General features: G+C 64.0%; 22 protein-coding genes. 17 read left to right on the top strand and 5 right to left on the bottom strand.

Annotation, left to right across the window (positions count from 1 at the left end):
- The first annotated feature begins 26 nt into the window (after positions 1-26).
- The 6 genes from B0G75_RS20075 to B0G75_RS20050 all read left to right on the top strand — a co-directional run bounded on the left by B0G75_RS20075 (position 27) and on the right by B0G75_RS20050 (position 6,947).
- On the top strand, positions 27-2,150 hold the full coding sequence (locus tag B0G75_RS20075; RefSeq protein WP_106309305.1) for a hydantoinase/oxoprolinase family protein: 2,124 nt from the start codon (positions 27-29) through the stop codon (positions 2,148-2,150).
- Positions 2,147-3,997, top strand: a complete 1,851-nt coding sequence (locus B0G75_RS20070; RefSeq protein ID WP_106309303.1) for a hydantoinase B/oxoprolinase family protein — start codon at positions 2,147-2,149, stop codon at positions 3,995-3,997. The genes B0G75_RS20075 and B0G75_RS20070 overlap by 4 nt, the downstream gene beginning before the upstream one ends.
- A gap of 20 nt (positions 3,998-4,017) precedes the next feature.
- Entirely contained in the window at positions 4,018-5,196 is a 1,179-nt protein-coding gene (gene alr, locus B0G75_RS20065; RefSeq protein WP_106309300.1) for an alanine racemase, read from the top strand.
- Between the two features lie 94 nt (positions 5,197-5,290).
- A complete protein-coding gene (locus B0G75_RS20060; RefSeq protein ID WP_106310010.1) occupies positions 5,291-5,599 on the top strand; it encodes a hypothetical protein in 309 nt (102 codons plus the stop codon).
- Positions 5,600-5,791: 192 nt separating this feature from the next.
- The gene (locus tag B0G75_RS20055; RefSeq protein WP_106309297.1) at positions 5,792-6,424 is read left to right on the top strand and encodes a hypothetical protein; all 633 of its coding nucleotides are present in this window, start codon (positions 5,792-5,794) and stop codon (positions 6,422-6,424) included.
- 19 nt (positions 6,425-6,443) lie between these two features.
- Entirely contained in the window at positions 6,444-6,947 is a 504-nt protein-coding gene (locus B0G75_RS20050; protein ID WP_106309294.1) for a M48 family metallopeptidase, read from the top strand.
- Positions 6,948-6,950: 3 nt separating this feature from the next.
- Here B0G75_RS20050 and B0G75_RS20045 read toward each other — a convergent pair whose 3' ends face one another.
- Positions 6,951-9,266: an FdhF/YdeP family oxidoreductase gene (locus tag B0G75_RS20045; protein ID WP_106309292.1), complete on the bottom strand. Its 2,316-nt coding sequence runs from the start codon at positions 9,264-9,266 to the stop codon at positions 6,951-6,953.
- Between the two features lie 169 nt (positions 9,267-9,435).
- Here B0G75_RS20045 and B0G75_RS20040 point away from each other — a divergent pair, with 169 nt between their 5' ends.
- On the top strand, positions 9,436-10,869 hold the full coding sequence (locus B0G75_RS20040) for a PLP-dependent aminotransferase family protein (RefSeq protein ID WP_106309289.1): 1,434 nt from the start codon (positions 9,436-9,438) through the stop codon (positions 10,867-10,869).
- A gap of 20 nt (positions 10,870-10,889) precedes the next feature.
- Positions 10,890-11,204, top strand: a complete 315-nt coding sequence (locus B0G75_RS20035; RefSeq protein WP_106309287.1) for a helix-turn-helix domain-containing protein — start codon at positions 10,890-10,892, stop codon at positions 11,202-11,204.
- A 13-nt stretch (positions 11,205-11,217) separates the two neighbouring features.
- Here B0G75_RS20035 and B0G75_RS41395 read toward each other — a convergent pair whose 3' ends face one another.
- Together B0G75_RS41395 and B0G75_RS20025 are read right to left on the bottom strand one after the other, a co-directional pair.
- Positions 11,218-11,526, bottom strand: coding sequence for an alpha/beta fold hydrolase (locus B0G75_RS41395; RefSeq protein ID WP_258194584.1), 309 nt, complete (start codon positions 11,524-11,526; stop codon positions 11,218-11,220).
- Between the two features lie 4 nt (positions 11,527-11,530).
- Positions 11,531-12,280 carry an SDR family oxidoreductase gene (locus B0G75_RS20025; protein ID WP_106309284.1) on the bottom strand — a complete coding sequence of 250 codons (750 nt, stop codon included), beginning with the start codon at positions 12,278-12,280 and terminating at the stop codon, positions 11,531-11,533.
- A gap of 268 nt (positions 12,281-12,548) precedes the next feature.
- Here B0G75_RS20025 and B0G75_RS20020 point away from each other — a divergent pair, with 268 nt between their 5' ends.
- Positions 12,549-13,688: a BMP family ABC transporter substrate-binding protein gene (locus tag B0G75_RS20020; protein WP_106309281.1), complete on the top strand. Its 1,140-nt coding sequence runs from the start codon at positions 12,549-12,551 to the stop codon at positions 13,686-13,688.
- 43 nt (positions 13,689-13,731) lie between these two features.
- The gene (locus B0G75_RS20015; RefSeq protein ID WP_181309307.1) at positions 13,732-14,274 is read left to right on the top strand and encodes a nucleoside deaminase; all 543 of its coding nucleotides are present in this window, start codon (positions 13,732-13,734) and stop codon (positions 14,272-14,274) included.
- A gap of 114 nt (positions 14,275-14,388) precedes the next feature.
- Here the strand turns inward: B0G75_RS20015 and B0G75_RS20010 are convergent, their stop codons facing one another.
- Positions 14,389-14,967 (bottom strand): lysozyme inhibitor LprI family protein, encoded by a 579-nt coding sequence (locus B0G75_RS20010; RefSeq protein WP_106309278.1) that lies wholly within the window; start codon positions 14,965-14,967, stop codon positions 14,389-14,391.
- Between the two features lie 459 nt (positions 14,968-15,426).
- Here B0G75_RS20010 and B0G75_RS20000 point away from each other — a divergent pair, with 459 nt between their 5' ends.
- The 7 genes from B0G75_RS20000 (at position 15,427) to B0G75_RS19970 (ending at position 22,162) form a co-directional block, all read left to right on the top strand.
- Entirely contained in the window at positions 15,427-17,733 is a 2,307-nt protein-coding gene (locus B0G75_RS20000) for a bifunctional diguanylate cyclase/phosphodiesterase (protein ID WP_106309275.1), read from the top strand.
- 223 nt (positions 17,734-17,956) lie between these two features.
- Positions 17,957-18,145, top strand: coding sequence for a hypothetical protein (locus B0G75_RS19995; RefSeq protein ID WP_012433618.1), 189 nt, complete (start codon positions 17,957-17,959; stop codon positions 18,143-18,145).
- Between the two features lie 126 nt (positions 18,146-18,271).
- Entirely contained in the window at positions 18,272-19,672 is a 1,401-nt protein-coding gene (locus B0G75_RS19990; protein ID WP_106309272.1) for an FAD-containing oxidoreductase, read from the top strand.
- 27 nt (positions 19,673-19,699) lie between these two features.
- Entirely contained in the window at positions 19,700-20,050 is a 351-nt protein-coding gene (locus B0G75_RS19985; RefSeq protein ID WP_106309269.1) for a cupin domain-containing protein, read from the top strand.
- A 136-nt stretch (positions 20,051-20,186) separates the two neighbouring features.
- On the top strand, positions 20,187-20,762 hold the full coding sequence (locus B0G75_RS19980; protein WP_106309266.1) for a TMEM175 family protein: 576 nt from the start codon (positions 20,187-20,189) through the stop codon (positions 20,760-20,762).
- Between the two features lie 5 nt (positions 20,763-20,767).
- The gene (locus tag B0G75_RS19975) at positions 20,768-21,559 is read left to right on the top strand and encodes a hypothetical protein (protein WP_106310004.1); all 792 of its coding nucleotides are present in this window, start codon (positions 20,768-20,770) and stop codon (positions 21,557-21,559) included.
- A 114-nt stretch (positions 21,560-21,673) separates the two neighbouring features.
- The gene (locus tag B0G75_RS19970) at positions 21,674-22,162 is read left to right on the top strand and encodes a metallophosphoesterase family protein (RefSeq protein WP_106310001.1); all 489 of its coding nucleotides are present in this window, start codon (positions 21,674-21,676) and stop codon (positions 22,160-22,162) included.
- An 80-nt stretch (positions 22,163-22,242) separates the two neighbouring features.
- Here B0G75_RS19970 and proP read toward each other — a convergent pair whose 3' ends face one another.
- Positions 22,243-23,745, bottom strand: coding sequence for a glycine betaine/L-proline transporter ProP (gene proP / locus B0G75_RS19965; RefSeq protein ID WP_258194613.1), 1,503 nt, complete (start codon positions 23,743-23,745; stop codon positions 22,243-22,245).
- Between the last annotated feature and the right edge of the window lie 576 nt (positions 23,746-24,321).

Below are 24,321 nucleotides of genomic sequence, written 5' to 3'. Positions count from 1 at the left end.
GCATCGACTAACAAGCAAGGTGTGTAATGACTGAAAGACTTTACCGGGCCGGTGTCGATATCGGCGGGACCTTCACGGATATCGTCGTGATCGGCGATGACGGCGTGATTCATACGAGGAAGGTTTCGTCCACGCCCCAGGACTATGGCATTGCGATCGTCGCGGGCTTGCAGGCATTGCTCGCCTCGCTCGACGCGCAACCGCGCCAGATAACCGAGCTGGTTCACGCAACCACCATCGCCACGAATACCGTGCTCGAAGGCAAAGGCGCGCGCACGGCGCTGATCACCACGCGCGGTTTTCGCGATGTGGTCGAGATCGGCCGCCTGCGCGTGCCGATGCTCTACAACCTCGCGTATCAGAAGCCGGAGCCGCTCGCGAAACGCCGGCATCGCTACGAGGTCGACGAACGGCTGCTCGCCGACGGTTCGATCGACACGCCGCTCGACGACGCGCAGGTGCTGGACATCGCGCGACGTATCGCCGGCGAGAAAATCGAAGCGGTGGCGATCAGTCTGATTCATGCGTATGCGAATCCCGAACACGAGATCCGCATTCGCGATCTGCTGCGCGGCGTGTTGGGCGACGCCGTCTATCTGACCTGCTCGCACGAAATCCTGCCCGAGATCCGCGAATACGAACGCACCAGCACGACCGTCGTCAACGCGTATCTCGGGCCGGTGGTGGTGAGCTATCTGCACTCGCTGATCGGCAAGCTGCGCGGCATCGGCATGACTGGCCCGGTGCAGATCATGCATTCGAACGGCGGCGTGATGAGCGCGGCGATGGTGATGCAGAAGCCGGCCACGATCATCGAGTCCGGGCCGGCGGCGGGTGTGATCGCGGGCGCCGCGGTGGCCGCCGCGTCGGGTTACGCCGATTGCATCACGGTGGACATGGGCGGCACCACGGCGAAGGCGGCCATCATCGAGAAGGGTGAGCCGGCGCGCACCACCGAATACGAGGTCGGTGCGGGCATCAACGTCAGCAGCAAGCTCGTCAAGGGCGGCGGGCACGCGGTCAAGCTGCCGTTCATCGACGTCTCGGAGATCGGCGCGGGCGGCGGGAGTCTGGTGCGTATCGACGCGGGTGGCCTCGTCAAGGTCGGCCCGGATTCGGCGGGCTCGGTGCCGGGACCCGTGTGTTACGACGCGGGCGGCACGACTCCCACGCTCACCGACGCCGTGCTGACGCTCGGCTATCTGAATCCGTCGTTCCTTGCTGGCGGCGAGTTGCGCATCAACCAGCAGAAGTCGCTCGAGGCTATGCGCACGCAGATCGCCGAGCCCACGCATACGGATCTCTACGAAGCCGCCTATGGCGTTTTCTCGATCGCTGCCTCCACGATGACGCGCGCGGTGAAAGCCGTGTCGACATATCGCGGCCGCGACCCACGCGAATTTGCGTTGTTCGCTTTCGGCGGCAATGGGCCGGTCATCGTGCATGCGATCGCCGAATTGCTCGACATGAAGACGGTCATCGTGCCGCCGAGCCCGGGTGTGTTCAGCGCGCTCGGGCTGCTGTTCTCGTCGACACAACACGAGTTCATGCAAACGATGTTCTGCCGCCTGGATCATTCGGCCGCGGAGCAATTGGGTAACACGCTCGAAGACCTCGTGGCGCGCGCCACGGCGGATATGACGGCCGAGGGTAACGCGTTCGACGATATTGCCGTGACCTGCGCGCTGGATTTGCGCTACACGGGTCAGGCCTACGAGCTGACTGTGCCGATCGAATGGCGAGCCGGTCAGCCGCTCGATATTGCGTCGATCGCTGCCGCGTTTCATGCGGAACACGAACGCACCTACGGCCATGCATCCGCGGACGAGGTGATCGAGCTCGTCAACCTGCGCGCGGTCGGTTCGCTGCGCTCGCAGAAGGACCGCGCCTACGACGCGCAACGCGCCGGCGGCAGCCGGGCGAGTTCATCGGGTGCGCGCGCGCCGGTGCGGCGCCGGGCGTATTTCGGCAAGACTCACGGCTTTATCGACACCCCGGTGATCTCGCGCGCCGATCTGCGCGCCGCGCCGATGAGCGGGCCGTTGATCGTCGAGGAATACGACTCCACCTGCGTCGTGCCGCCGAATGCCGGCGCGCGCGTCGATGCCCACGAAAACATCGTCATCACGTTTCTGGAGCAATCCGTATGACTACCCAGCAGGCCGCTTCGGCGGGCACCGACGCCATCACGCTTGAAATCGTCAAGAACGCGCTCGGCTCGATCGCCGACGAAATGGCGCTCGTCGTGCTGCGCACCGCGTATTCGCCGATCGTGCGCGATTCGATGGACTTTTCCACCGCGGTGTTCGACCGCGCCGGCCGCGTGATCGCGCAGGGCCTGACCTTGCCGATTCACCTCGGCGCGTTTCCGGCCGCGATGGACAACGTGGTGCGCCGTTTCGGCACGGCCGGCAAGCCCGGCGACATCTACATCATGAACGATCCCTACACGTCGGGCGGCATGCATCTGCCGGACGTGTATCTGATTCAGCCGGTGTTTTACGAGTCGCGTATCGAAGGCTATGTGGCGACCATCGTCCACCATGCCGATATCGGCGGCATGGCGCCGGGCAGCATGGCGATCGGCGCGACGGAAATCTATCAGGAAGGCTTGCGAATTCCGTTGATGAAGCTGTGCGATGCAGGCGCCGTCAACGACGCGCTCGTCACGCTGCTGGAAACGAATTCGCGCATGCCGGGCCAGTTGCGCGGCGACCTGCGCGCGCAGGTGGCCTCGTGCAAGGCCGGTGAGCGCGGGCTGGTGCAATTGCTCGACAAATACGGGGCGGACGGTTTCGGACGGCTGGTCGAGGCGCTGCACGATTACGCGGAGCGCCTGACGCGCCAGGCCATCGGCACGATGCCGAATGGTGAATACCGTTACGAGGATTTCATCGACGGCCTAGGCGATACGCCCGTGCCGATCGCGTTTCGCGTCAAGGTGACGGTGGCGGACGACACCATCCGCATCGACTGGACCGGCACCGATGCGCAGGTGCAGGGCGCGATCAACGGTCCGTTCGCGACCACGCAATCGGTCGCGTATGCGGCGGTGCGCTGCGCGATCGGCGTCGATGTGCCGAACTGCGAAGGTTTTTCGCGGCCCGTCCAGGTCTACGCGGAAAGCGGCTCGATTGTGAATCCTGTGGAGCCGGCTGCCTGCGCGGCGCGCGGGATCATTGCTTATCGAATGTTCGACGTGTTGCAAGGCGCGTTCGCGCAGATCGTGCCGGATACGATTCCGGCGCTAGGTGAGGGCGGCCCGTCGGTCGTGTCGATTTCCGGGCGTAGTCCGGATGGCGAGGGCGGCGCGCGCGGCGGCAACTGGTTGATCACCGACGGGGTGCTCGGCAGTTGGGGCGGCGGTCGCAATGACGGCTGCGAAGGCATTGCAAATCCGCTCGGCAATCTGTCGAATCAGCCGGTTGAACTGATCGAGGCACGTCTGCCGCTCAAGATCACCGAGTATGGCTTCGTCACCGACTCGGGAGGCGCAGGCCAGCATCGCGGCGGCCTCGCCATGCGCCGCGCTTATGAATTGCGCAGCGACCACGCGTTGCTCGGGCTGCGCTCGGACCGTCGCGCGCATCGGCCTTCGGGTTCGCATGGCGGGTTGAGTGGATCGCCGTCGCTCAATCTGCTGACCCGCGACGGTCGAAGCACGTTGCTGCCGACCATGCCGAGTACCGTGACCGCGCTTCTCAAGGGCGACCGCTTCTGCCATATCGCGGCGGGCGGCGCGGGCCACGGCGACCCGTTGATGCGCTCGCCGCAAGCCGTGCGCGAGGACGTGCTGGACGACCGCATCACGGAGCAGATGGCGCGTGAAGTTTACGGCGTCGTGCTCGAAGGCACTGGGCGCGACATCGACGCGCAGCGCACCGCCGAGATGCGTGGACGCCTCCAGACGCTTCCCGCGCAGGAGCGCGTCGCAAAGCAGGAGGCGCTGTTCCTGCAATCGACCGTTGCCGATGCTGCGGCTATCGGCAAACTCTGACGCACGACAGGGCGTTCTCTATGTCCACTTCAAATATCGAGCCAGACCTCGACACGCAACGCGTGCGCTTGCTGCGTCCCAGTTGGGCCGAGCTCGACTATGGCGCCATCGCGGCAAATCTGGCGCTCGCGCGTGAGCTGGTGGGACAGGCCACGAAAATCTACTTCGTTTGCAAGGGCGACGGCTTCGGTTTCGGTGCCGCGAAGGTAGCGCGCCTCGCGGCGCAAGCGGGTGTCGATGGCTTTTGCGTCGGCAGTCCGGAAGAGGGCGTGGCGATTCGCAACGCCGGCATCGATCGCGAGATCCTGCTGTTTGCCGCGACCTTGCCGGAGGATGCGGCGCAGGTCGCCGCGCTGGGACTGACGGTGACGATCCAGAGTCACGAAAGTCTGCGCGCGTTTATCGACGCAGGCGTGGCCGTCCATGCGTTCCTCGAGATCGATCCGGGCTTCGGGCGCTTCGGCTTTCTGCCGTCGCAATGGCAAGCCGCGTTCGAGGCGCTGCGGAATCAATCGACCGTGCGGCTCAAAGGCGTCTACACGCATCTGAGTTCGCCGGAGAGCGACGACGTGACGCGCCGGCAGGCCGGTGTGTTCGATGCCGCGCTGGCCGACGCGCGCGCGGCGGGATTCGATAACGTGACGACGATGCTGGCGAGCTCGCGCGTGATGCTGGCGCATCCGCATCTGGCGTACCAGGCGGTCGACCCCGGGCGGTTTCTATACGGTGCGCTCGACGCCGACTGGATGGCGCGCGCGCCGCTGCGGCCGCTGTTGCGGGCTGTTCGCGGCCGCATCATCCACGTTCAGGAGCATCCGGCCGGATCTGTGCTCGGGATCGGCTACGCGGAACCGATCCGGCTCGAACGCGCTGTGCGCATCGGCGTGGTGCCGATCGGGTTCTGGGACGGGCTGAACCATGTGCCGCCGCTGGGCCGCGTGCTGGTGCACGGACAGACCGCGCGTATTCTCGGGCGCCGCTCTTTCCAGCATACCGTGATCGATATCACCGAAATTGCGCAGGCGCGGACCGGAAGCGTCGTCACGCTGCTGGGTCGGGACGGCGATCAGTCGATCGAGATCGACGAGCTGGCACAAACGCTGCGGTTGCCGGTCATGGAACTGATTCCGCGGCTGGCGCGGAGCTTGCCGCACGTCGATGCCGACGCCGCTGGCCACCCTGGCGAAGAGCGTCGATAACGACCGGAGACGGCACGGACACGTCAACCTGATCGCAGGCGGATTAAGCGGCGCATAATGCTGGAATCCAGTTATCAGGATGATGGAGGTCGATGTGACTACCTTTGCCATAGACGCCGTTCGCATCAGCCCCACGAGCGACCGGATCACCCACGTGCGTTGGGCTCCCGTCGACCCGTCGACGCGTGACTGGTTGTCCCCCACGGCGATTGTCGAAGTGCCCGAAGTCGTCGCCGCGATTCGTCGGGGAGATGCTGTCTGGTCCCTTTTTACACTCGGCGGCACACGGTTTCTGGGGCCCAAAATCGTGCCTGTCTCCCATACCGACGGCCACGATGGGATTGACACCGATGTCCCCGGCGCCCACGTCGAAAAATGCATTGACGACCTGCCGCGCGTTTGAGCGCTCTGCCTTCCGGGCCGTCGACGATCATCCGCCGGAAAAACTACAATAGCGGTTTCTGCATGGCTTGAACCCGAGGCGCTGGTTCCGCGTCCGGGGTTCGAGCCGTCGGCTCGGTTGATGCAATCTGCACGTCGATCTGCAAAACGAGTGTTCCCCACCAGGCCAACCCAACCCCAACCGAGAAAATCAATGGCCAACGAAAAATCAAAGCGCGCACGCCGTGCCGCCGAAAGCCTCTTCGGGGATTTGCCGACCACCAGCAACACCAAGGCCAGCCGGCCCTCGAATCCCTTCGACAACGACCCGTTCGACAGTCCCGCCAGCGTGACGCCGGGCGGGGACGAACTGGTCGTCCTGCCGGGCCAGTTCGAACTGCCGCCCGGCTATGCCGATGCGGCCGCCATGCGCGATGCGCTCGCCCGCGTCTGGCGCATGGACTGGATCAAAGTGGGCAAAGGCGAATGCGTTGTCAGGTTGCCGGTTGGATGGCGCGCGGACAAGTCGGTGGACGGCGTTTTGCGAATCGAATGCGCGGGCGTCGTTCGTGCGCAGGGTCGCATCGTCGAGGGCGCCGCATTGCAGATTCTGCCGCGCTACTACCTGAAGGCCGAATTCCATGAATCGAACGACCATTGCCGGATCGTCGTGCGGGATCGCGGCCGTAACAATAGCGTCCTGAAGGATTCGTTCTGGGACACGCGCAGCGGCCCGAACCATCCGCAGTGGAAGATTCTGTCCGACTGGCTGGACAAGGAGTACCCCGATCATCGGGACCCGCTTCGGTATTGGGACGATTGCGAAGACAATCGCCGCGGCGTTTGAGCGAGTGCCGAGCAGAACTATGTCCCACCTGAAATACCTGACCGGCTACTCGCCCACGCTTCAAGAGAAAGTCAAAAAGCTGATCGCCGACGACCAGCTCGGCCGGTACCTCGCCGCGCGCTATCCGAACACGCACGACGTGCAAACAGACCGGGCGCTGTACGCCTACTGCGCCGACCTGAAACGCGAACACCTGCGCAGCGCGGACCAGATCGACAAGGTCACCTACGACAGCAAACTCGACGTCGTGCGTCACGCACTAGGTTTGCACACGAGCATCTCCCGCGTGCAAGGCGGCAAGCTGAAGGCGAAGAAAGAAATCCGCATCGCGTCGCTGTTCAAAGCGGCGGCGCCGGAATTTCTGAAAATGATCGTGGTGCACGAACTCGCTCATCTGAAGGAAAGCGACCACAACAAGGCCTTTTACCGTCTGTGCGAGTTCATGCAACCGGGTTACCACCAGATCGAGTTCGATCTGCGTCTCTATCTGACGCAGCGCGAACTGGCAAAAAAGCCTGTCTAACGATCAAGCCACGATCGCCTCGACTTCGGAGGCCTTCAATAAAACCGGAATCGACTTCGACGTCGGCGTTCCCGCGCCATCGGCGACCGACGACAGCGGCACGAGCGGATTCGTCTCCGGATAATAAGCGCCGAGACAGCCGCGCGGAATGTCGTACTCCACGAGCAGAAAGCCATCGGCGCGACGCTCGATGCCGTCGGCCCACACGCTCGTGATATCCACGCGTTGTCCCGCCGTGAAACCGAGCATCGCGAGATCGTCCTTGTTGGCGAACAGCACGCGACGCTGTCCGTACACGCCGCGATAACGGTCGTCGAGACCGTAAATCGTCGTGTTGTACTGATCGTGCGAGCGCGTTGTCATCAACGTCATCAGCCGCTCGCCGTGTTCCTTGCGCGCCTGGTGGATCGGCGTCTCCATATCGATTGCGTGCACCAGAAACTGCGCCTTGCCGCTCGGCGTTTTCCAGATCCGCTCGCGCGACGCCACGCCGAGGTGGAAGCCGCCAGGATTCTTCAAGCGCTCGTTGTAGTCGGTGAAGCCTTCGATCACCTGCGCGATGCCGTCGCGAATCAGCGAGTAGTCCGCGGCCTGCGCGAGCCAATCCACTTTCGCGCTGCCGAGCGTCGCATGCGCCATACGCGCGACGATCGCAATTTCCGACAGCAGATTCTCCGACGCCGGTTTGTTCATGCCGTATGAGATATGCACCATGCTCATCGAATCCTCGACACTCACGCCTTGCGCCACGCCGTTCTGCAAGTCGATTTCGGTGCGGCCGAGCGTCGGCAGAATCAGCGCGTCGCGTCCATGGACGAGATGGCTGCGGTTCAGCTTGGTCGTGATGTGCACGGTGAGGTCGCACGAACGCATCGCTTCCCATGTGCGCGGCGTGTCGGGCGTCGCGATCGAGAAATTGCCGCCCAGGCCGATGAATACCTTCACCTTGCCGTCGAGCATCGCCTGAATGGTGTTGACGACGTCGAGTCCGTGCTCGCGCGGCGGTTCGAAATCGTAGACTTCGCCGAGTTTGTCGAGAAACGCCTGCGTCGGCCGTTCCTCGATCCCAACCGTCCGATCGCCTTGCACGTTCGAGTGGCCGCGCACCGGGCACAGGCCCGCGCCGCGCCGGCCGATATTGCCGCGCATCATCATCAGGTTCGACAGGATCTGCACCGTCGGCACCGAGTTCTTGTGCTGCGTGAGGCCCATGCCCCATGTCGCAATCACGGCGCTCCCCTTCACGTAGATGTCGGCGAGTTGCAGCACGTCTTCGAACGGCACGCCGGCTTCGGCGACGATCGTGTCCCAGTTCTCGGCGCGCAAGTCATCGGCGAAGGCGTCGAAGCCGACGGTATGTTCGGCGATGAACGCGACATCCAGAACGCGTTCCAGGCCCGACGCCAACGCTTCGTCGTCGAGCTCGATTACGCGCTTGGCCACGCCCTTGATCAGCGCGAAATCGCCGCCGACTTTCGGGCGAATGAACACGGAGCTGATCTTCGTGCTGCCCATCGTCAGCATTTCCACCGGATGCTGCGGGCTCGCAAAGCGTTCGAGGCCGCGCTCCTTCAGCGGATTGATCGACACGATGGTCGCGCCGCGCTTGGCGCACTCGCGCAGTTCGCCGAGCATCCGCGGATGGTTGGTGGCCGGATTCTGGCCGAAGATCAGCAGCGTGTCGGCGTGTTCGAAGTCGTCGAGCGTGACCGTGCCTTTGCCGATGCCGACCGTATGCGGCAAACCGCGGCTGGTCGCCTCGTGGCACATGTTCGAGCAGTCGGGGAAGTTGTTGGTGCCGTACATGCGCACGAACAGCTGATACAGGAACGCGGCTTCGTTGCTCGCGCGGCCGGAGGTGTAGAAGGCGGCGCGGTCCGGATCGTCGAGCCGCTTCAGGTGATCGGCGATCAGGTCGAACGCTTCGTCCCAGCCGATCGGCACGTAACGGTCGCTCACGGCGTCGTAGACGAGCGGGTCGGTCAGGCGGCCGTGCTGTTCGAGTTCGAAATCCGACTGCGTCATCAGTTCGGCGATCGTATGTTTCTCGAAGAACGCCGGCGTCACGCGTTTGCTGGTCGCCTCGGCGGCCACGGCCTTCACGCCGTTTTCGCAGAACTCGAAGGTGGACGCATGCTCGCGATCCGGCCACGCGCAGCCGGGGCAGTCGAAGCCGTCCGGCTGATTCTGCTTGAACAGCATGCGGTAGTCGCCGCCCGTTACCTTTTCCTTGATCAGATTGATGGCGACGTACTTGAGCGCACCCCAGCCAGCGGCGGGGTGCGTATAGGGTTCGATGCGAGCTTCGGGTTTCTTCATGATGTTGCCGCCGGATCGGGCTTGAACGAGGCTGTTGAGCCGATAGGTGCAAGCCTACTGTGTTCCAAAAAAAGCGCAGCATACAGAAAATTGGAAAGGGAAGGGATACAGTTGATCGGTTTTGCCCTAGACTGGCGCTTCAGCCCACGCTTGCGCTCGACTGAAGTCCTTGAAACTGTACGAAAAACTCGCCGATGAAATGACCGAAGCCGTGCGCCGTGGCGTGTTCGCGGCGGGCGAGCGGATTCCGTCCGTGCGGCAGGCGAGCCAGCAGCATGGCGTGAGTATCAAGACCGTGTTGCACGCGTACGCGTTGCTGGAAAGTCGCGGGATTGTCGAAACGCGTCCGCAGTCGGGCTATTTCGTGCGCGACGCTGCCGCGCGAGCCGTGGCGCTCGACGAGCAACGGCCAGGTCGCCCGCACATGCCGCACACACCGCCGGTGGCCGCCGCGGTGGACGTGAGCCGCCTCGTGCTGTCGACTTTGCGCAGCATCCGCGCGCACGACGCCGTGCCGTTCGGCTCGCCGTATCCGGATCCGTCGCTGTTCCCATGGCGGCGCATCAACCAGTACGCGAACGCGATCGCGCGACGCCACGCGAGCTGGAATCTGATCGACGACCTGCCGCCGGGCAACCCCGAGCTGATCCGGCAGATCGCCCGGCGCTACGCCGAGAACGGCGTGCCGGTCGATCCCGACGAGATCGTAATTACGCTCGGCGCGACCGAAGCGATCAACCTGAGCCTGCAGGCGGTCGCCAAACCTGGTGATACGGTAGCCGTCGAATCGCCGACCTATTACGCGATGCTGCACGCCATCGAGCGCCTCGGCATGCGCGCGATCGAGGTGGCGACGCATCCGCTTCACGGCATCGATATCGAGGCGTTGGCCCAGGTGATCGCCGAACAGAAGATCGCGGCGTGCATGGTGATGCCGAACTTCCAGAATCCGCTTGGTTTCCAGATGCCCGACGCGCGCAAGCGGCAGCTGGTCGAACTGCTGGCGGCGCACGAGATACCGGTGATCGAGAACGACGTCTATCAGGAGCTTTACTTCGGCGAGACGCGGCCGTCGACCTTGAAGAACTTCGACACGAAAGGGCTGGTGCTGCACTGCGCGTCGTTTTCGAAGAGTCTGACCGCGTCGTACCGGATCGGCTGGGCGCTGCCGGGACGCTATCGCGCCCAGGTCGAAAAGCTGAAGTTTCTGAATACGCTGACCACGCCGTCGGTGCCGCAAGTCGCGGTCGCCGATTATTTGCGGCAGGACGGCTACGATCGGCATCTGCGGCACGTGCGCAAGGTTTATCGGCAGCAAGCCAGCATCATGATGGCGATGGTGCAGCGGTTTTTTCCGGCCGGCACACGCATGTCGACGCCGCAGGGCGGCTACGTGCTGTGGGTCGAACTGCCCGAGCGGGTCGATTCGATGCGGCTCTACCAGGCGGCGCTTGCGCGCAGCATCACGGTCGGGCCGGGCATGATGTTTTCGACGCGCAACGATTTTCGCCATTTCATCCGGCTCAACTACAGCTATCCGTGGACCGCACAGACCGAAGCGGCTTTGAAGACGCTCGGCGAACTGGTCATGCAGATGGCGTAAAAAAGGAGGAGACACTGACTATGGAAGACGACGAACTCGATCCGGTGCTGGTCGCCATCCTGACGCAATTGTGGCGCGCGCATCGGGAAACGCCGGGCGGCGCGTGGTCGCTCGCCAAGCTGTCGAAGCAGGCGGGCGTGCCGATGAGCGGCTTGCGGCGGCAGTTGACGGCGCTCGTCGACGGCGGCCTGGTGGACACGACGTTCAATGAGGAAGGCACGGGCACAGCGCGCCTGAGCGAAATAGGCCAAAGTCTGTGCGGCGAGTTGTTTGGCGGCGGCGACGGTGACGCGCCCGACGAGAATCAGACGGACGAGTCGCCGAAGCTTCACTGAATCGCGTGGCGCGTTAGCGGGCCGGCGGCAGGAATTTCAGCAGCGCGTCGGTGACGGCCTGCGGCTGCTCTTCGGCGACCCAATGGCCGGCGCCTTCGATCTGCACGGACTGGACGTCGAGCGCGACATGCCGCAACTCTTCGCCGACAATCGGTCCAAGACTGCCCGCTCCGCCGATGCCGAGCACCGGCATGCTGCGCGAAGACCTGGTTCTGTTGCCGGGCGCCTCTGTGAAGGGAGGCCCGGGTTTGCACAGCAGGGTGAAGCCTGAGTGCTCAGCCAGCCAGACGACGCGAGCCGCGAGCGCGGCTCGCCTGAGCATGGCTTTAAAGCTGGCTCATTCCGCCGTCAGCGATGATTTCCGTGCCGACGATAAACGCCGACTCCGGCGCCGACAGATGCAGTACGGTCGAGGCGATTTCTTCCGGCGTGCCGAAGCGGCCGACCGGCACCTGGCCGAGAATCTGCGCAGCGGTGGCTTCGAGCGCGGCGGCGTCGAGGCCGAGCTTGCCGTACAGCGGCGTCTGCACCGGGCCGGGACTGACCACATTGACGCGCACGCCTTGCGGCAGCAGTTCGGACGAAAGCGTCTTCGCCAGCGAAATCACCGCGGCCTTGCTCGCCGCATACACGGACGACGCCGGCATGCCGATATGCGCATTGATCGAGCCGTTGATCACGATCGACGCGCCGCGATTCAGCAACGGCAGCAGTGCCTGAATCTGAAAGTAGGCGCCCTTGACGTTGGTGTTGAACATCGCGTCCCAGAAGGCTTCGTCGACGTCAGGAAACGGCGCGAATTTCGCGGTGCCGGCGTTGACGAACACCGCGTCGAGGCGGATGCCGGCGGCGCTGATCGCAGCCGCCAGTTCGCGCGCAGACGCCACCGAGCCGGCGTCGTTGCGCACCGCGACGGCATCGGCGCCGAGGGCCTTTCTTGCCGTTTCGAGGGCGTCGGCATCGCGGCCGGTGATAACCACACGGGCGCCTTCATCGGCGAATGCCTTGGCGGCTGCGAAGCCGATGCCGCTGCTGCCGCCGGTGACGAGAACCGATTTACCTTGGAAGCGAGTCATTTTGAATCTCCGAAAGAGTGTTGCGGGTTGGTGAGAGTGATATTGCGCCTGTGCGACGGGCTTGCCGTACCACTTCTCCGACGCACTCGTTCGAAAACATCGAACATGTTTTGTGGAATGACCAAAATACTAGGCTGGTTATGGGCGGAATAACGGGAAATATTTTTTCCGCTGAAATTGGCCTTTGAATATGGCCCCCTATGCTGGAGCCTTGCCCGGGTTATCCCGAGCGCTGGGGCAGGCACCTTCAACCATCTTCGGAGAATCCATGAAAACAACGCTGGCGCGAGCGCTGCATCGTTCACTGCGCATCAAAACCGTCCGAACTGTCCGCACCGTCCTTGCTGCCGCGCTTGGCGCGACGCTGGCATTTAGCGCCGCGGGGGCGTCGGCCGCCGCCACGCAGCCGATCGGCATTGCCTTCGTCTATCTCGGCAATCCGGGCGACGCCGGCTGGACCTACGCGCACGAACAGGGTGTGAAAGCGCTCGAGGCGAAATACGGCGACAAGATCAAGGTGACGCGCGTCGAGAACGTGCCGGAGTCGGCCGATTCGGAGCGCGTGTTTCGAGATCTGGCCTCGAAGGGCAACAAGATCGTGGTGGGTTCGAGCTTCGGCTTTCAGGATTTCGAGCTGAAGGTCGCCAAGGACTTCCCCGACGCAGTGTTCGAACATGCCACCGGCTACAAGAAGGCCGCCAACTTCGCCACCTATGACGTGCGCACCTATCAAAGCGCCTACCTGGCGGGTCTCGTCGCGGGCTATACGACCAAGTCGAACACGCTCGGCTTTGTCGGCTCCGTGCCGGTGCCCGAGGTGGTGCGCAACATCAACGCGTTCACGATGGGCGCCCGCTCGGTCAATCCGAATGCGCGCGTGAAAGTGGTGTGGATCAATAGCTGGTTCGATCCGGGCCGCGAAAAGCAGGCCGCCGAAACGCTGATCGGCCAGGGCGCCGACGTGCTGATCCAGAACACCGATTCGACGGCGACGATGCAGACCGCCGAGCAGAAGAAGGTGCATGCGTTCGGCTGGGACTCGGATATGAAGAAGTTCGGGCCGAATGCGCAACTCGGCGCATGCGTGAGCAACTGGGGCGTGTACTACACGCACCTGGTCGATCAGGTGATGGCGGGCACCTGGAACAATTCGCCGGTGTGGTGGGGGCTGAAAGAGAAAGCGATCGACCTCGCCGACATCAACACCGACGCCGTTTCGCCGGCCGCGCAAAAGGCCTTGAGCCAGAAGCGCGATGACATCATCTCCGGCAAGTTCAATCCGTTTGCCGGTCCGATCATGGATCAATCCGGCGCGGTGAAGGTCGCCGCCGGCAAGTCGTTGAGCGATCCGGAACTGCTGCGTCTGAACTGGTTCGTGCAGGGCGTGGATGGCTCGCTGCCCAAGTAAGACTTTGCTTCGCTAATCTAACTATTATTCAAGGAGATCGCCCGTGAGTCTGACGGTTTCGACGGAGGCCGCCGCAGCGGCCGCCAACTATCCGCCGCAGGGTTTGACGCCCACGCACGAGCAGATCGTGCGGCATCTGCGGCATTCGAGCCGGGTGGCCGAGCGGGCGACGCTGCTGGGACATCATCCGTTCGGCGCAGTGCTGGTCGGACCCGACCAGGAGACGGTGCTGATGGAGCAGGGCAACGTCGACACGGTGAATCACGCCGAGTCGGTGCTGGCGCGCGTGGCGGCGTTGAACTTCACGCCTGGGTATTTGTGGAGTTGCACGTTGTACACGTCGGTCGAGCCTTGCTGCATGTGTGCCGGGACGATGTATTGGGCCAACATCGGCCGGGTGGTGTTCGGCATGACCGAGAAGCGCTTGCTGGAGGCAACCGGCGATCACGCCGAGAATCCGACCATGAGCGTGGACTGCCGGTATGTCTTCGACCATTGCCAGAAACCGGTCGAGGTGATCGGACCGGTGCCCGAAGTGGAAGCCGAGGTGATGGCGGTGCAGCGCGGATTCTGGAGCGGCCGCTAGCCGTGCCTGGTGCGCTTGGTGCGCTTGGTGCGCTTGCGCGAGAGAGAATCGCGACGTTTGCGCCCCTGCTTGCATGCACAGCCTCGCTGAGCCGGCATGCAAAGCATGCTTTGGTCATTGCGCGGCGTCGGCCTGCATTTGCGGCGGCGCCAGCATCGCGATGCCGCAGAACCAGTCGCCGCCGCGCGGCTGATGTTTCCACTGCCCGCTGGTCTCCTTGAGCACGCTGGAACACTGCTCGTTCACCACGATCCCGGGATTCGCCGCCGTGCACTGACGCATCGCCACCTCGGTGGGTTGCGCGGGGGCCATGAGCGGCCTGCGTGGCGTTTCGGGCTCAACCGGCGTGGTCGATGGCGGCGGCGTTCCGGTTTGCATCCCTTCGATCAGCGTTTGCAGTTCCTCGATACGCGTCGCGTACCACGTCCCCAGACACGCCGCATCGCGGCAGTTCGCTTCACGCCACGCCCACTTGCTGTCGCTGTCGGTGAGAAAGGCGCGCCGGTTGCTGACCCGCCGACGCGCTTTCCAGTACAGTTGCCCCAGCGTGTCGTCGAGCTTCGAGAGCGCGGGGTCGTTGCAAATCATCTTCTCGGTTAGCGAGCGTCCCCGGTTGCAGTCGAAGCTGGTGGCATGGGCGACTGGATGCGCGAGCATCAGCGCGGCGATCAGAAGTGGGCGGATGATGGTCATTGCGGTCCTGGCAGTGCATGGCTTTTTCATGCAATGGATGATCGGCCGAGATGCCGGTACGCGGACGCCCGAAAAACGCGTGACTTCAGGTGGGTGGTTACCAAATCTTGCCTCACGGGGACGGCGGGAATCGACGGGGGCGGTTGACTGAGCGCCTTCAGGCATGTGCCGTGCCACTCGCATGTAAGCGGATGCACCGCGCGGCGATACACCGGGGCGTGGCGGGGGAAGGCCGCCGGGTGGCGGCAACGGCGGTGAAGGACAGGGCGGCGGCGGAGGCGCCCGCCCAAGGCGCCATCACCCGCTCCAGCAAGGCCTTTGCGCCGTTTCCCCAAGGCATGAACCGGCCCAATTTGCCAAGCCGTCTCCCATCCGCGACGAATTAAATTCACCGGCCTCGCGTAAACCCCGGTGTGCCGCGTACACTAAGCTGCCGATGTCGGGTTAGGGGGCGCACATATGACTTGCGAAGCGACATCAGAAAACAAGCTGGAAGCAGCGCCTGAAAGCCGCTATGGATCGAATCTCGCCGAAGGAGTGGTGGCGTCGGAGCGCACGGTGTTGCGGTTGATCACCCGCAACACGCCGCTGCCGGAATTGCTTGACGAAGTATGCCGCCGCGCTGAAGCGCTGCTGGGCGAAGGCGCGTCCTGTTCAATCCTGCTGCTCGAAGCCGACGGCGTGCACGCCAGAGTGGGTGGCGCACCGTCGCTGCCGGCGCATTTCAGCGCGGCGATCGACGGCGCGGCGATCGGTCCACGGGTCGGCTCGTGCGGCACCGCGATGTACGAGCGGCGCCTCGTCGTCGTCGAGGATATCGAAACCGATCCGCTGTGGGCCGACTTCCGGCACCTCGCGTTGCCGATCGGGCTGCGGGCGTGCTGGTCGGTGCCCTTTGAAAACGATTCCGGCGTGGTGCTCGGCGCTTTCGCGGTCTACTACCGCGTGCCGCGACGTCCGGGCGCCGAGGAAGAAGCGATGCTGCGCGACATCGGCCACAGCGTCGGTCTCGCCGTGCATCAGGACACCATGGTCCAGCGCCTCGCGCACAGCGAGGAGCATCACCGGCTGGTGGTCGATCATCTGATCGAAGGAATCGTCGTGCAGTCGCGTGACGGCATCGTGCTCGCCTGCAATCCGAGCGCGCAGCGCATCTTGCGGGCGACCCCGCAGATCGTCGGCCGCAGTATTCATACGGTGATGGTGCGGGCGTATCACGAAGACGGCTCGCTTGTCGTCGACGCCGCCCGCCCGACCGCGCAGGTGTTGAGCACCGGCAAACCGGTGCTCGGCGTCACGATCGGCGTGGAGCTGATCGGCGGCGACATTGTCTGGATCACCCAGAACGTCGTGCCGATCATCAAGCCGGGCGAGAGCGAACCCGGTTCGGTGCTGATTTCGTTTACCGACATCGGACCCGTGCGCGAGGCGCAGCGTCAGCTCAAGTTCCTCGCCACCCGCGATTCACTCACCGGCCTCTACAACCGCGCCTATCTCACCGAGCGGATGCGCGACCTGTTCACGCCGGACATGTCGTCCGGCATGGGCGAGCTGGCGAGCGTCGCCGTGCTGTTCGTCGATCTGGACGGCTTCAAGAAGGTCAACGACACGGCAGGCCACGAGGCTGGCGACACCCTGCTTTGCAGCGTGGCGGAGCGCCTCTCGGCGTGCATTTCGCCCGAGGACACGCTTGCGCGCGTGGGCGGCGACGAATTCGTGATCGTGATCAGCGCATATGAAAATACTGCGCATCTGATCGGCCTCGCGCGCCGCATTCTCGACATGATCGCGGTGCCGTTCGCGGTGGCGGACAACGAGTACTACCTGGGCGCGTCGATCGGCATCAGCCGCTTTCCGGAAGACGGCCAGGACGTCGCCACGCTCATGCGCAACGCGGATTCGGCGATGTATCACGCCAAGCAGCGCGGCCGCAACAACTTCCAGTTCTTCACCGCCGAGCTGAATCAGCATCTGCAGCGCCGCTTCACGATCGAGCAATCGCTGCGGCGCGCGCTCGCCGGCAACGAACTGAGCCTCGTGTACCAGCCGATCGTCGACAGCCGCGACGGCCGCACGATCGGCGCCGAGGCGCTCCTGCGCTGGTACAACAGCGAGCTGGGCAACGTGTCGCCGGGGGAATTCATCCCCGTGGCCGAAGATGCCGGGCTGATCGTCGAAATCGGCGACTTCGTGCTGGCGCGGGCCTGCGAGCAGGTGGCGCAATGGCGGCGCACGCTGGCGCCGGAGCTGATCGTCGCGGTGAACCTGTCGCCGCGGCAGTTCAACGACGGTCTGGTGGAGCGGATCGAACGCTGTCTCGCGCAGTCCGGGCTCGAGCCGACGGCGCTGGAGCTGGAGATCACCGAACGGCTGCTGATGAGCGACAGCGAAACTGTCCTGCCGATGCTGAGCGCACTGAACGCCATGGGCGTGCGCATTTCCGTCGACGACTTCGGCACGGGCTATTCGTCGCTGTCGTATCTGAAGCGCTTCCCGCTGCATAACCTGAAAATCGACCGCTCGTTCGTCGCGGGTTTGCCAGATCATCGCGATTCGATTGCAATTACGCAGGCCGTGGTGGCGATGGCGCACTCGCTCGGCATGAACGTCACCGCCGAAGGCGTGGAAACCGCCGAACAGGCGGCGTTCCTGCGCGCGATCGATTGCGACAAGCAGCAAGGCTATCTTTACAGCCGTCCGGTCGGGGCCAGTGCATACGCCCGCGGTTTGTGGGACGCGCAGCTCAACGTCGCCGACGCCTCGTGAACCTGCCGGCCGTCCCGCACGCAAGCCCGGACCCGTTGCCGGGCTTGCGAAGGCGGGGTTGCACGGCGCGCGGCGCGGACATTCCGACGGGATTGTTCGGTTTGCTGGACAAGTGACTTCGCGTTCGCGGTATTTATCCGCGAGGCCTCTCTCCCTAAAATCCTCCCATCGAAAGGTAAATTTGAGCGCGATGCCGAAGCGGCGTCGTGCGATGGGAGTTGTCATGCCAGCTTTAATCAGAGACCAGCTTTACCGGCCGTCGGTGGTCTTACCGATGGTCGCCCTCATGCAGGTGATGGTGTCGCAAGATTTCAATCTCGGCCAGGTCGGCTGGGTGATGGCGTCCCGCGGCGCGCAGGCCGCGCTGCAACGTTCGCGCGAACTGATCTGCGCCGTGCATTGCCACGCCTGAGCACAACGGACGGAAACCAGCAGTCATCCGCAACAATCCGCGGCAGTAGTGAGCAGCACAACATGGTGATTCCAGGGGCGAAGCGTAAGATGCTACGACCAGCACCCCAGCCTCGGGAGAGTCGCCATGCCACAGCACTTCGACGCAGTTGTGATCGGTACGGGACAAGGCGGTTCACCGCTCGCCGTCCGTCTCGCTAAAAGCGGCCGCAAAACGGCGGTCATTGAACGGGCTGCGTTTGGCGGCACCTGCGTGAACGTCGGCTGCACGCCGACCAAATCCTATGTGGCGAGCGCCCGCGCGGCGCATGTCGCGCGTCATTGCGCGGAACTCGGTGTGCAGGTGGGCGGCGCGATCAGCGTCGATCTGGCCGCCGTCAAGGCACGCAAGGACAAAGTTATCGGGCAGTCGCGCGACGGCGTCGAAGCATGGCTGCGCGGCACGAAGAACATGAGCGTGTTCAAAGGCCACGCGCGTTTCACCGGACCGCATGCACTCGCTATCAGCGGACCGGACGGCAAGCTGCTCGACGAGATCAGCGCCGACGAAGTCTTCATCAATACCGGGACGCGCGCCGTCGTGCCGCCGCTCGACGGACTCGAGCGGATTCGCTACTACACCAACTCCAACCTGCTCGATCTGACGGAATTGCCGAGTCATCTGGTGATCGTCGGCGCGAGTTATATCGCGCTCGAATTCGCGCAGATCTTTCGCCGCTTCGGCAGCCAGGTGACCGTGCTGGTGCGCGGCGAACGCTTGCTCACGCGCGAAGACGCCGATTTCGCCGATTCCGTGCAGAAGGTGCTCGCGCGCGAAGGCGTGGAATTTCGCTTCAATGTGCAGCCTTCGCGGGTGGAACCGCATCCGCATCGCGAAAACGAAGTGTGCGTCGGCTTCGAGCAGAACATTCCCGCTCTCGAAGCGTCGCACCTGCTGTTCGCGACCGGCCGTGAACCGAACACCGACGACCTCGGCCTTGCTGCCGCCGGCATCACGGTGGACAAGCACGGCACGATTCCCGTCGACGGCCAGTTGCGCACCAACGTGCCGGGCATCTGGGCGATCGGCGACGTCAACGGACGCGGCGCCTTCACCCACACCTCCTACGACGACTATCAGATCGTCGCGGCCAATCTGCTCGACGGCGGCTCACGCAGCGTCGATACGCGGATCATGGCGTATGCCGTGTTCGTCGATCCGCCGCTCGCGCGGGTCGGCGCGTCGGAGGCCGAGGTACGCAAATCGGGCCGCGACGCGCTGTTCGCCACCATGCCGATGACACGCGTGGGCCGCGCGCGCGAACGCGGCGAGACCGACGGCTTCATGAAGGTGATGGTCGACAAGGAGAGCAAGCGGATTCTCGGGGCGGCGATTCACGGCATCGAAGGCGACGAGGCGATTCACACGTTCATCGACATCATGACGGCGGGCGCGCCGTATCCGACCTTGCAGTACGCGATGCATATTCACCCGACCATCAGCGAACTTATTCCGACCTTGCTCGATGGACTCAAGCCCATGAAGTGACCGGCGCACGCGAGCGGAGCACGTACGATGAAGCGCGCAATCCGAAGCGGCAATCTGTTCGACCACGACGCATCGGCGGGTGTGGACGAGCAGGTCCACACGTTGGTCGAGCAGGGCGGCGTGAACATCGAGCGGATCGTCTCGATGGGTCACGCCAGCCCGCCGGGCTTCTGGTACGACAGTCTGCGCGCCGAGTGGGTCGTGCTGCTGAGCGGTGCGGCGGCGCTCGAATTCGAAGGCGAGGCCGAGGCTCACCAGATGAAGGCCGGCGATCACGTGCTGATCGACGCCCATTGCCGGCATCGCGTGGCATGGACGAGCGAGCAGGAGCCCAGCGTGTGGCTCGCCGTCTATTACCCGGACGACGCTTCGACCTGACCGCGGCAAACTGCCGATCGATCAGGCGCATCGACAAAGCGCCGGGCCATCGCGGATAATCGGCAACGGCGTGGGTCGTCTGCGGAACGCGGGCGAACGGTGCGCGCAACCGCATTCATCATCAGGAATCCAACCGATGGGCAAGGGACGTGTCGAAGCCTTCAGCGATGGCGTGATCGCCATCATCATCACGATCATGGTGCTCGAGCTGAAGGTGCCGGAAGGCTTCGATCTCGCCGCGCTGCGGCCTGTGCTCCCCGTGTTCTGCGCGTACGTGCTGAGCTTTATCTACGTCGGCATCTACTGGAACAATCACCATCACATGTTCCATGCCGTGCAGAAGGTCAACGGCGCGGTGCTGTGGGCCAACCTCCATCTGCTGTTCTGGCTGTCGCTGCTGCCGGCCGTCACGCATTGGGTCGGCGAAAACCATCTGGCTTCCTGGCCGACCGCGATGTACGGCGTGGTGCTGTTCATGTCGTCGATCGCGTATTTCATTCTGATGGGCGTGCTGATCCGCGAGCACGGCAAGGACTCGACGCTCGCAAGAGCCGTCGGCAACGATTTCAAGGGCAAGGTTTCGGTCGTGATCTATCTGGCGGGCATTGCGCTGGCGTTTGTCGTGCCTTGGGTTTCGGCCGCGCTTTATACGCTCGCTGCCGCGTGGTGGCTGGTGCCGGACCGGCGCATCGAACATGTGCTGGAATCGTAAGCGTGCTGCTCGCGCTCAAGCTGGTGCTGGTGCCGGCGTTTCTCGCCGTGCTGACCGTGGCGGGACGCGTGTGGGGGCCCTCGGTGGCGGGCTGGCTCGCGGGGCTGCCGGTGGTCGCCGGGCCGATCGTGTTGCTGCTCGCGCTGGAGCGTGGGCCGTCGTTCGCGGCGCAGGCGTCGGCGGCTTCGATCGCGGCGATTGCCGCATCGGAAGCGTTTAATTTCGCGTATGCGTGGACTTGCCGGCGTGTGGCGTGGCCGCTCGCGCTGATCGTCGGTATGGCCGGTTGGGTCGGCGTTGCAATTGTGCTCACGCAGCTTCCCGCCGGACTTGCATGGGCGGTGGCGGCGGCCTGTGTAGCCGTGGCGGTGTCGCAAAGCGGCTTGCCGCGCGTGAACGGTCACGTGCCCGCGGCGCGACTCGGACTCGGCGATCTTGCCGTGCGCATGCTCGCCGGGGCGTTGCTGACGGTCGCGGTAACCACGCTTTCCGCATCGATGGGCGCGACGTGGAGCGGACTGCTGTCGGTTTTCCCCTTGCTCGGCATCGTGCTCGCGGTGTCCGCCCAGCGCGCACATGGTCCGGACTTCGTCGCCTTGCTGATGCGCGGCATGGTGATTGGCCGCGCCTCGTTCGCGGCGTTCTTTGCCGTGACGGCGACGATGCTGCCGCAGTACGGCGTGTGGATCAGCTTCGCGTGCGCCTCGGCGGTGTCGGTGATCGTGCAGGGCGCCACCAAACGGATGCTCGGCGCGAAACGGCCGGTGCAGGCCGTGTCGCGCGAACTCGCCGAGTAGCAGTCGGCGGATTGAGTGGGTGGGTTTGCCGCGCTTATGACCGCGAAGAGCGGAGATGCCCGCTCAGCGAAACGACCGCGCACGCAGTCCGCTCATTTGCCCGATACTTCCAACATGACTTCGCGCACTCGACAACCCACACGCACACGAATCGGCCTGATCTCCGACACGCACAATCTCGTGCGCCCGGAGGCGTTGCAATATCTGGCCGGTTGCGACGCGATCATTCACGCCGGCGATATCTGCAACGAAGCCGTGCTCGATGCACTCACGCGGATCGCGCCGGTCACGGCGGTGCGCGGCAATAACGATACCGGCGCCTGGGCCGCGTCGTTGCCGACGCGCACCACGCTGACCGTGCAGCAAGTGACGATTCTCGTCGTGCATGACATCGCCGACGTGGGCGCCGATCCGCGCAGCGAGGGGATCAACGTGGTGGTGACCGGCCATTCGCACAAGCCAATGATCAGCGAACGCGACGGCGTGCTGTTCGTCAATCCAGGCAGCGCGGGGCCACGGCGTTTCAAACTGCCGATTTCAGCCGGGATTCTGATCATCGAAGGTGCGCACGCAAGCGCGAGCTTCGATTCGCTGACGCCATAAAAAACGGGCCGGCAAAAGATTGCCGGCCCGCTCTCGGACTTCTCGCGGACAAGCCGCGCTAACCATCAAACAACCCGTGCTCAGGCACGCGCCGTAGCCGTAGCCGCATAACCTTCGTCCATCTCCTCGGCTTCACGCTCACCGCGCAACACCGCATGTGCTTCGGCACGCGTCGCGACGCACGGGCCCGAGCCCAGCAGCGGCTTGCGGGCGGTTTCGCGCAGCGCCATCACCGAGACGATACCGATCAGCGACGCGCCCATCAGGTAGTACGCGGGCATCATCAGATTGCCGGTGCGGTCGACCAGCCACGCCGTCACGAGCGGCGTCGTCCCGCCGAACAGCGACACCGAAATATTGAAGCCGATCGCCAGCGCGCCGTAGCGGATTTTGGTCGGGAACAGCGCCGGCAGCGCCGACGGCATCACACCGGTAAAGCACGACAGCAGCACGCCGAGAATCATCAGGCCGCCGAACACCGGCAGCACCGTGCCCATGCGGATCAGCAGCAGGGCGGGAATCGACAGCGCGAACAGACCCACGCAACCGAACAGCATCACCGGCTTGCGGCCGATCGTGTCGGACAGACGACCGGCGGCGAGCGTCATCGGCATCATCAGCACCATCACGAGCAGCACGAGGAACAGGCCGTGCGTTTCGTTAAAGTGCAGCGTGGCCGACAGATAGCTCGGCAGATACGAGAGCGCCATGTAGTCGGTGACGTTGAAGATCAGCACGAGGCCGACGCACAGCAGCAGCGGCTTCCATTGCTGCGCCAGCAACTGGCCGAACGACTGCTTCGGCACGGCTTTGTCCTCGGCTTCGCGTTGCTCGGCCTGCTTCTTGAACGCAGGCGTTTCTTCGAGCTTCATCCGGATGTACAGACCCACCAGACCCAGCGGGCCGGCGATCAGGAACGGCACACGCCAGCCCCACGAGAGCAGCGCGTCGTTCGAGAGCGTCGCGGTCAGCACGGCAACGGTGCCCGCGCCGAGCACGTAGCCGATCAGCGTGCCGAACTCGAGGAAGCTGCCCATGAAGCCGCGGCGCTTGTCGGTCGAGAATTCGGCGATGAAGGTGGCCGCGCCGCCGTACTCGCCGCCGGTCGAGAAGCCTTGCACCAGACGCGCGACCAGCAGCAGCATCGGCGCGAGAATGCCGATCGTCGTGTAGCTGGGAATCAGACCGATCGCGAAAGTGCCGAGCGCCATCATGATCATGGTCATGGCGAGCACACGCTGTCGGCCGATGCGGTCGCCGAGCGGCCCGAACACCATGCCGCCCACCGGCCGCACGAGGAACGCCGCGGCGAACGTGCCGAACGTGGCGATCAACTGCGCAGCCGGACTGGCCGACGGGAAGAACACTTTGCCGAGCGTGACGGCGATGTAGCTGTACACGCCGAAATCGAACCATTCCATGGCGTTGCCGAGCGCCATGGCGCCGACGGCCCGCTTGAGGAGAGATTTGTCGACGACAGTGATGTCGTCGAGAGAGAGGCGTTGTTCTTCTTTGTGGTGTCGCCAGAAGCCGTTGCTGGAAGCGGTCAAGGTGAAAACTCCAATGACTGCGACGAAACTCATGATGCGCATGAACGTTCCGCCACGGTTGCTGGGAAGTGCAGTTTCGCGAGCAAGGCGAAAGCGTCTCCGTCGCCGTTGAAGGGCGATGGAGCGGGGCGCGATGGAAAACACAACGCCCGTGCCTCGCGAGACAGGTCGCGAAAAAACACTCGTCTAGATTGTGCTGACGTTGCACCTGCGTGGCCGTGGAAGGGGGGCAGGTGCATGAGGACGCTGGGGTGGCTGAAAGCTGGCCCATGCGCCGCTGGAAGGCTTGAAACGAAAAAGGCCGGTGCTTTATTCGCCGCTCACGGGTGACGCGAAACGGGGAAACGACCGACAAGCCTTCTTGTATAAAAACTGTTCAATTCGGGATGGCACACGCACTGCGCGCCAGATTGAAGAGAACGTGAATGAAGGTGAAATGCTGTTGGAACGAGGCACATGATAGCACGATAACAGAGGATCGTGCAAACCCGGTGTCCGCCTGGCGAGTTGGCGGGCACGCTCAATCCCTTGCGGGACGGGGGATCGAGCGGATCCTGGCGGTCTGGAAAAGAGGCTTAAAAGCGCGCGGAAATGTACCGTTTGGAGAAT

The organism is Paraburkholderia sp. BL18I3N2 (assembly GCF_003001875.1).
Classification (GTDB): domain Bacteria; phylum Pseudomonadota; class Gammaproteobacteria; order Burkholderiales; family Burkholderiaceae; genus Paraburkholderia; species Paraburkholderia phytofirmans.
This window is presented reverse-complemented; position numbering and strand designations above follow the sequence as displayed.

Coding starts and splice junctions, on each gene's coding strand:
- B0G75_RS20035 (WP_106309287.1), top strand. CDS start 10,890: ATGGAAGACGACGAACTCGATCCGGTGCTGGTCGCCATCCTGACGCAA.
- B0G75_RS20045 (WP_106309292.1), bottom strand. CDS start 9,266: ATGAAGAAACCCGAAGCTCGCATCGAACCCTATACGCACCCCGCCGCT.
- B0G75_RS19980 (WP_106309266.1), top strand. CDS start 20,187: ATGGGCAAGGGACGTGTCGAAGCCTTCAGCGATGGCGTGATCGCCATC.
- B0G75_RS19985 (WP_106309269.1), top strand. CDS start 19,700: ATGAAGCGCGCAATCCGAAGCGGCAATCTGTTCGACCACGACGCATCG.
- B0G75_RS19970 (WP_106310001.1), top strand. CDS start 21,674: ATGACTTCGCGCACTCGACAACCCACACGCACACGAATCGGCCTGATC.
- proP (WP_258194613.1), bottom strand. CDS start 23,745: ATGAGTTTCGTCGCAGTCATTGGAGTTTTCACCTTGACCGCTTCCAGC.
- B0G75_RS20025 (WP_106309284.1), bottom strand. CDS start 12,280: ATGACTCGCTTCCAAGGTAAATCGGTTCTCGTCACCGGCGGCAGCAGC.
- B0G75_RS19990 (WP_106309272.1), top strand. CDS start 18,272: ATGCCACAGCACTTCGACGCAGTTGTGATCGGTACGGGACAAGGCGGT.
- B0G75_RS19995 (WP_012433618.1), top strand. CDS start 17,957: ATGCCAGCTTTAATCAGAGACCAGCTTTACCGGCCGTCGGTGGTCTTA.
- alr (WP_106309300.1), top strand. CDS start 4,018: ATGTCCACTTCAAATATCGAGCCAGACCTCGACACGCAACGCGTGCGC.
- B0G75_RS20050 (WP_106309294.1), top strand. CDS start 6,444: ATGTCCCACCTGAAATACCTGACCGGCTACTCGCCCACGCTTCAAGAG.
- B0G75_RS20010 (WP_106309278.1), bottom strand. CDS start 14,967: ATGACCATCATCCGCCCACTTCTGATCGCCGCGCTGATGCTCGCGCAT.
- B0G75_RS20020 (WP_106309281.1), top strand. CDS start 12,549: ATGAAAACAACGCTGGCGCGAGCGCTGCATCGTTCACTGCGCATCAAA.
- B0G75_RS20055 (WP_106309297.1), top strand. CDS start 5,792: ATGGCCAACGAAAAATCAAAGCGCGCACGCCGTGCCGCCGAAAGCCTC.
- B0G75_RS20000 (WP_106309275.1), top strand. CDS start 15,427: ATGACTTGCGAAGCGACATCAGAAAACAAGCTGGAAGCAGCGCCTGAA.
- B0G75_RS20075 (WP_106309305.1), top strand. CDS start 27: ATGACTGAAAGACTTTACCGGGCCGGTGTCGATATCGGCGGGACCTTC.
- B0G75_RS41395 (WP_258194584.1), bottom strand. CDS start 11,526: ATGCTCAGGCGAGCCGCGCTCGCGGCTCGCGTCGTCTGGCTGGCTGAG.
- B0G75_RS20070 (WP_106309303.1), top strand. CDS start 2,147: ATGACTACCCAGCAGGCCGCTTCGGCGGGCACCGACGCCATCACGCTT.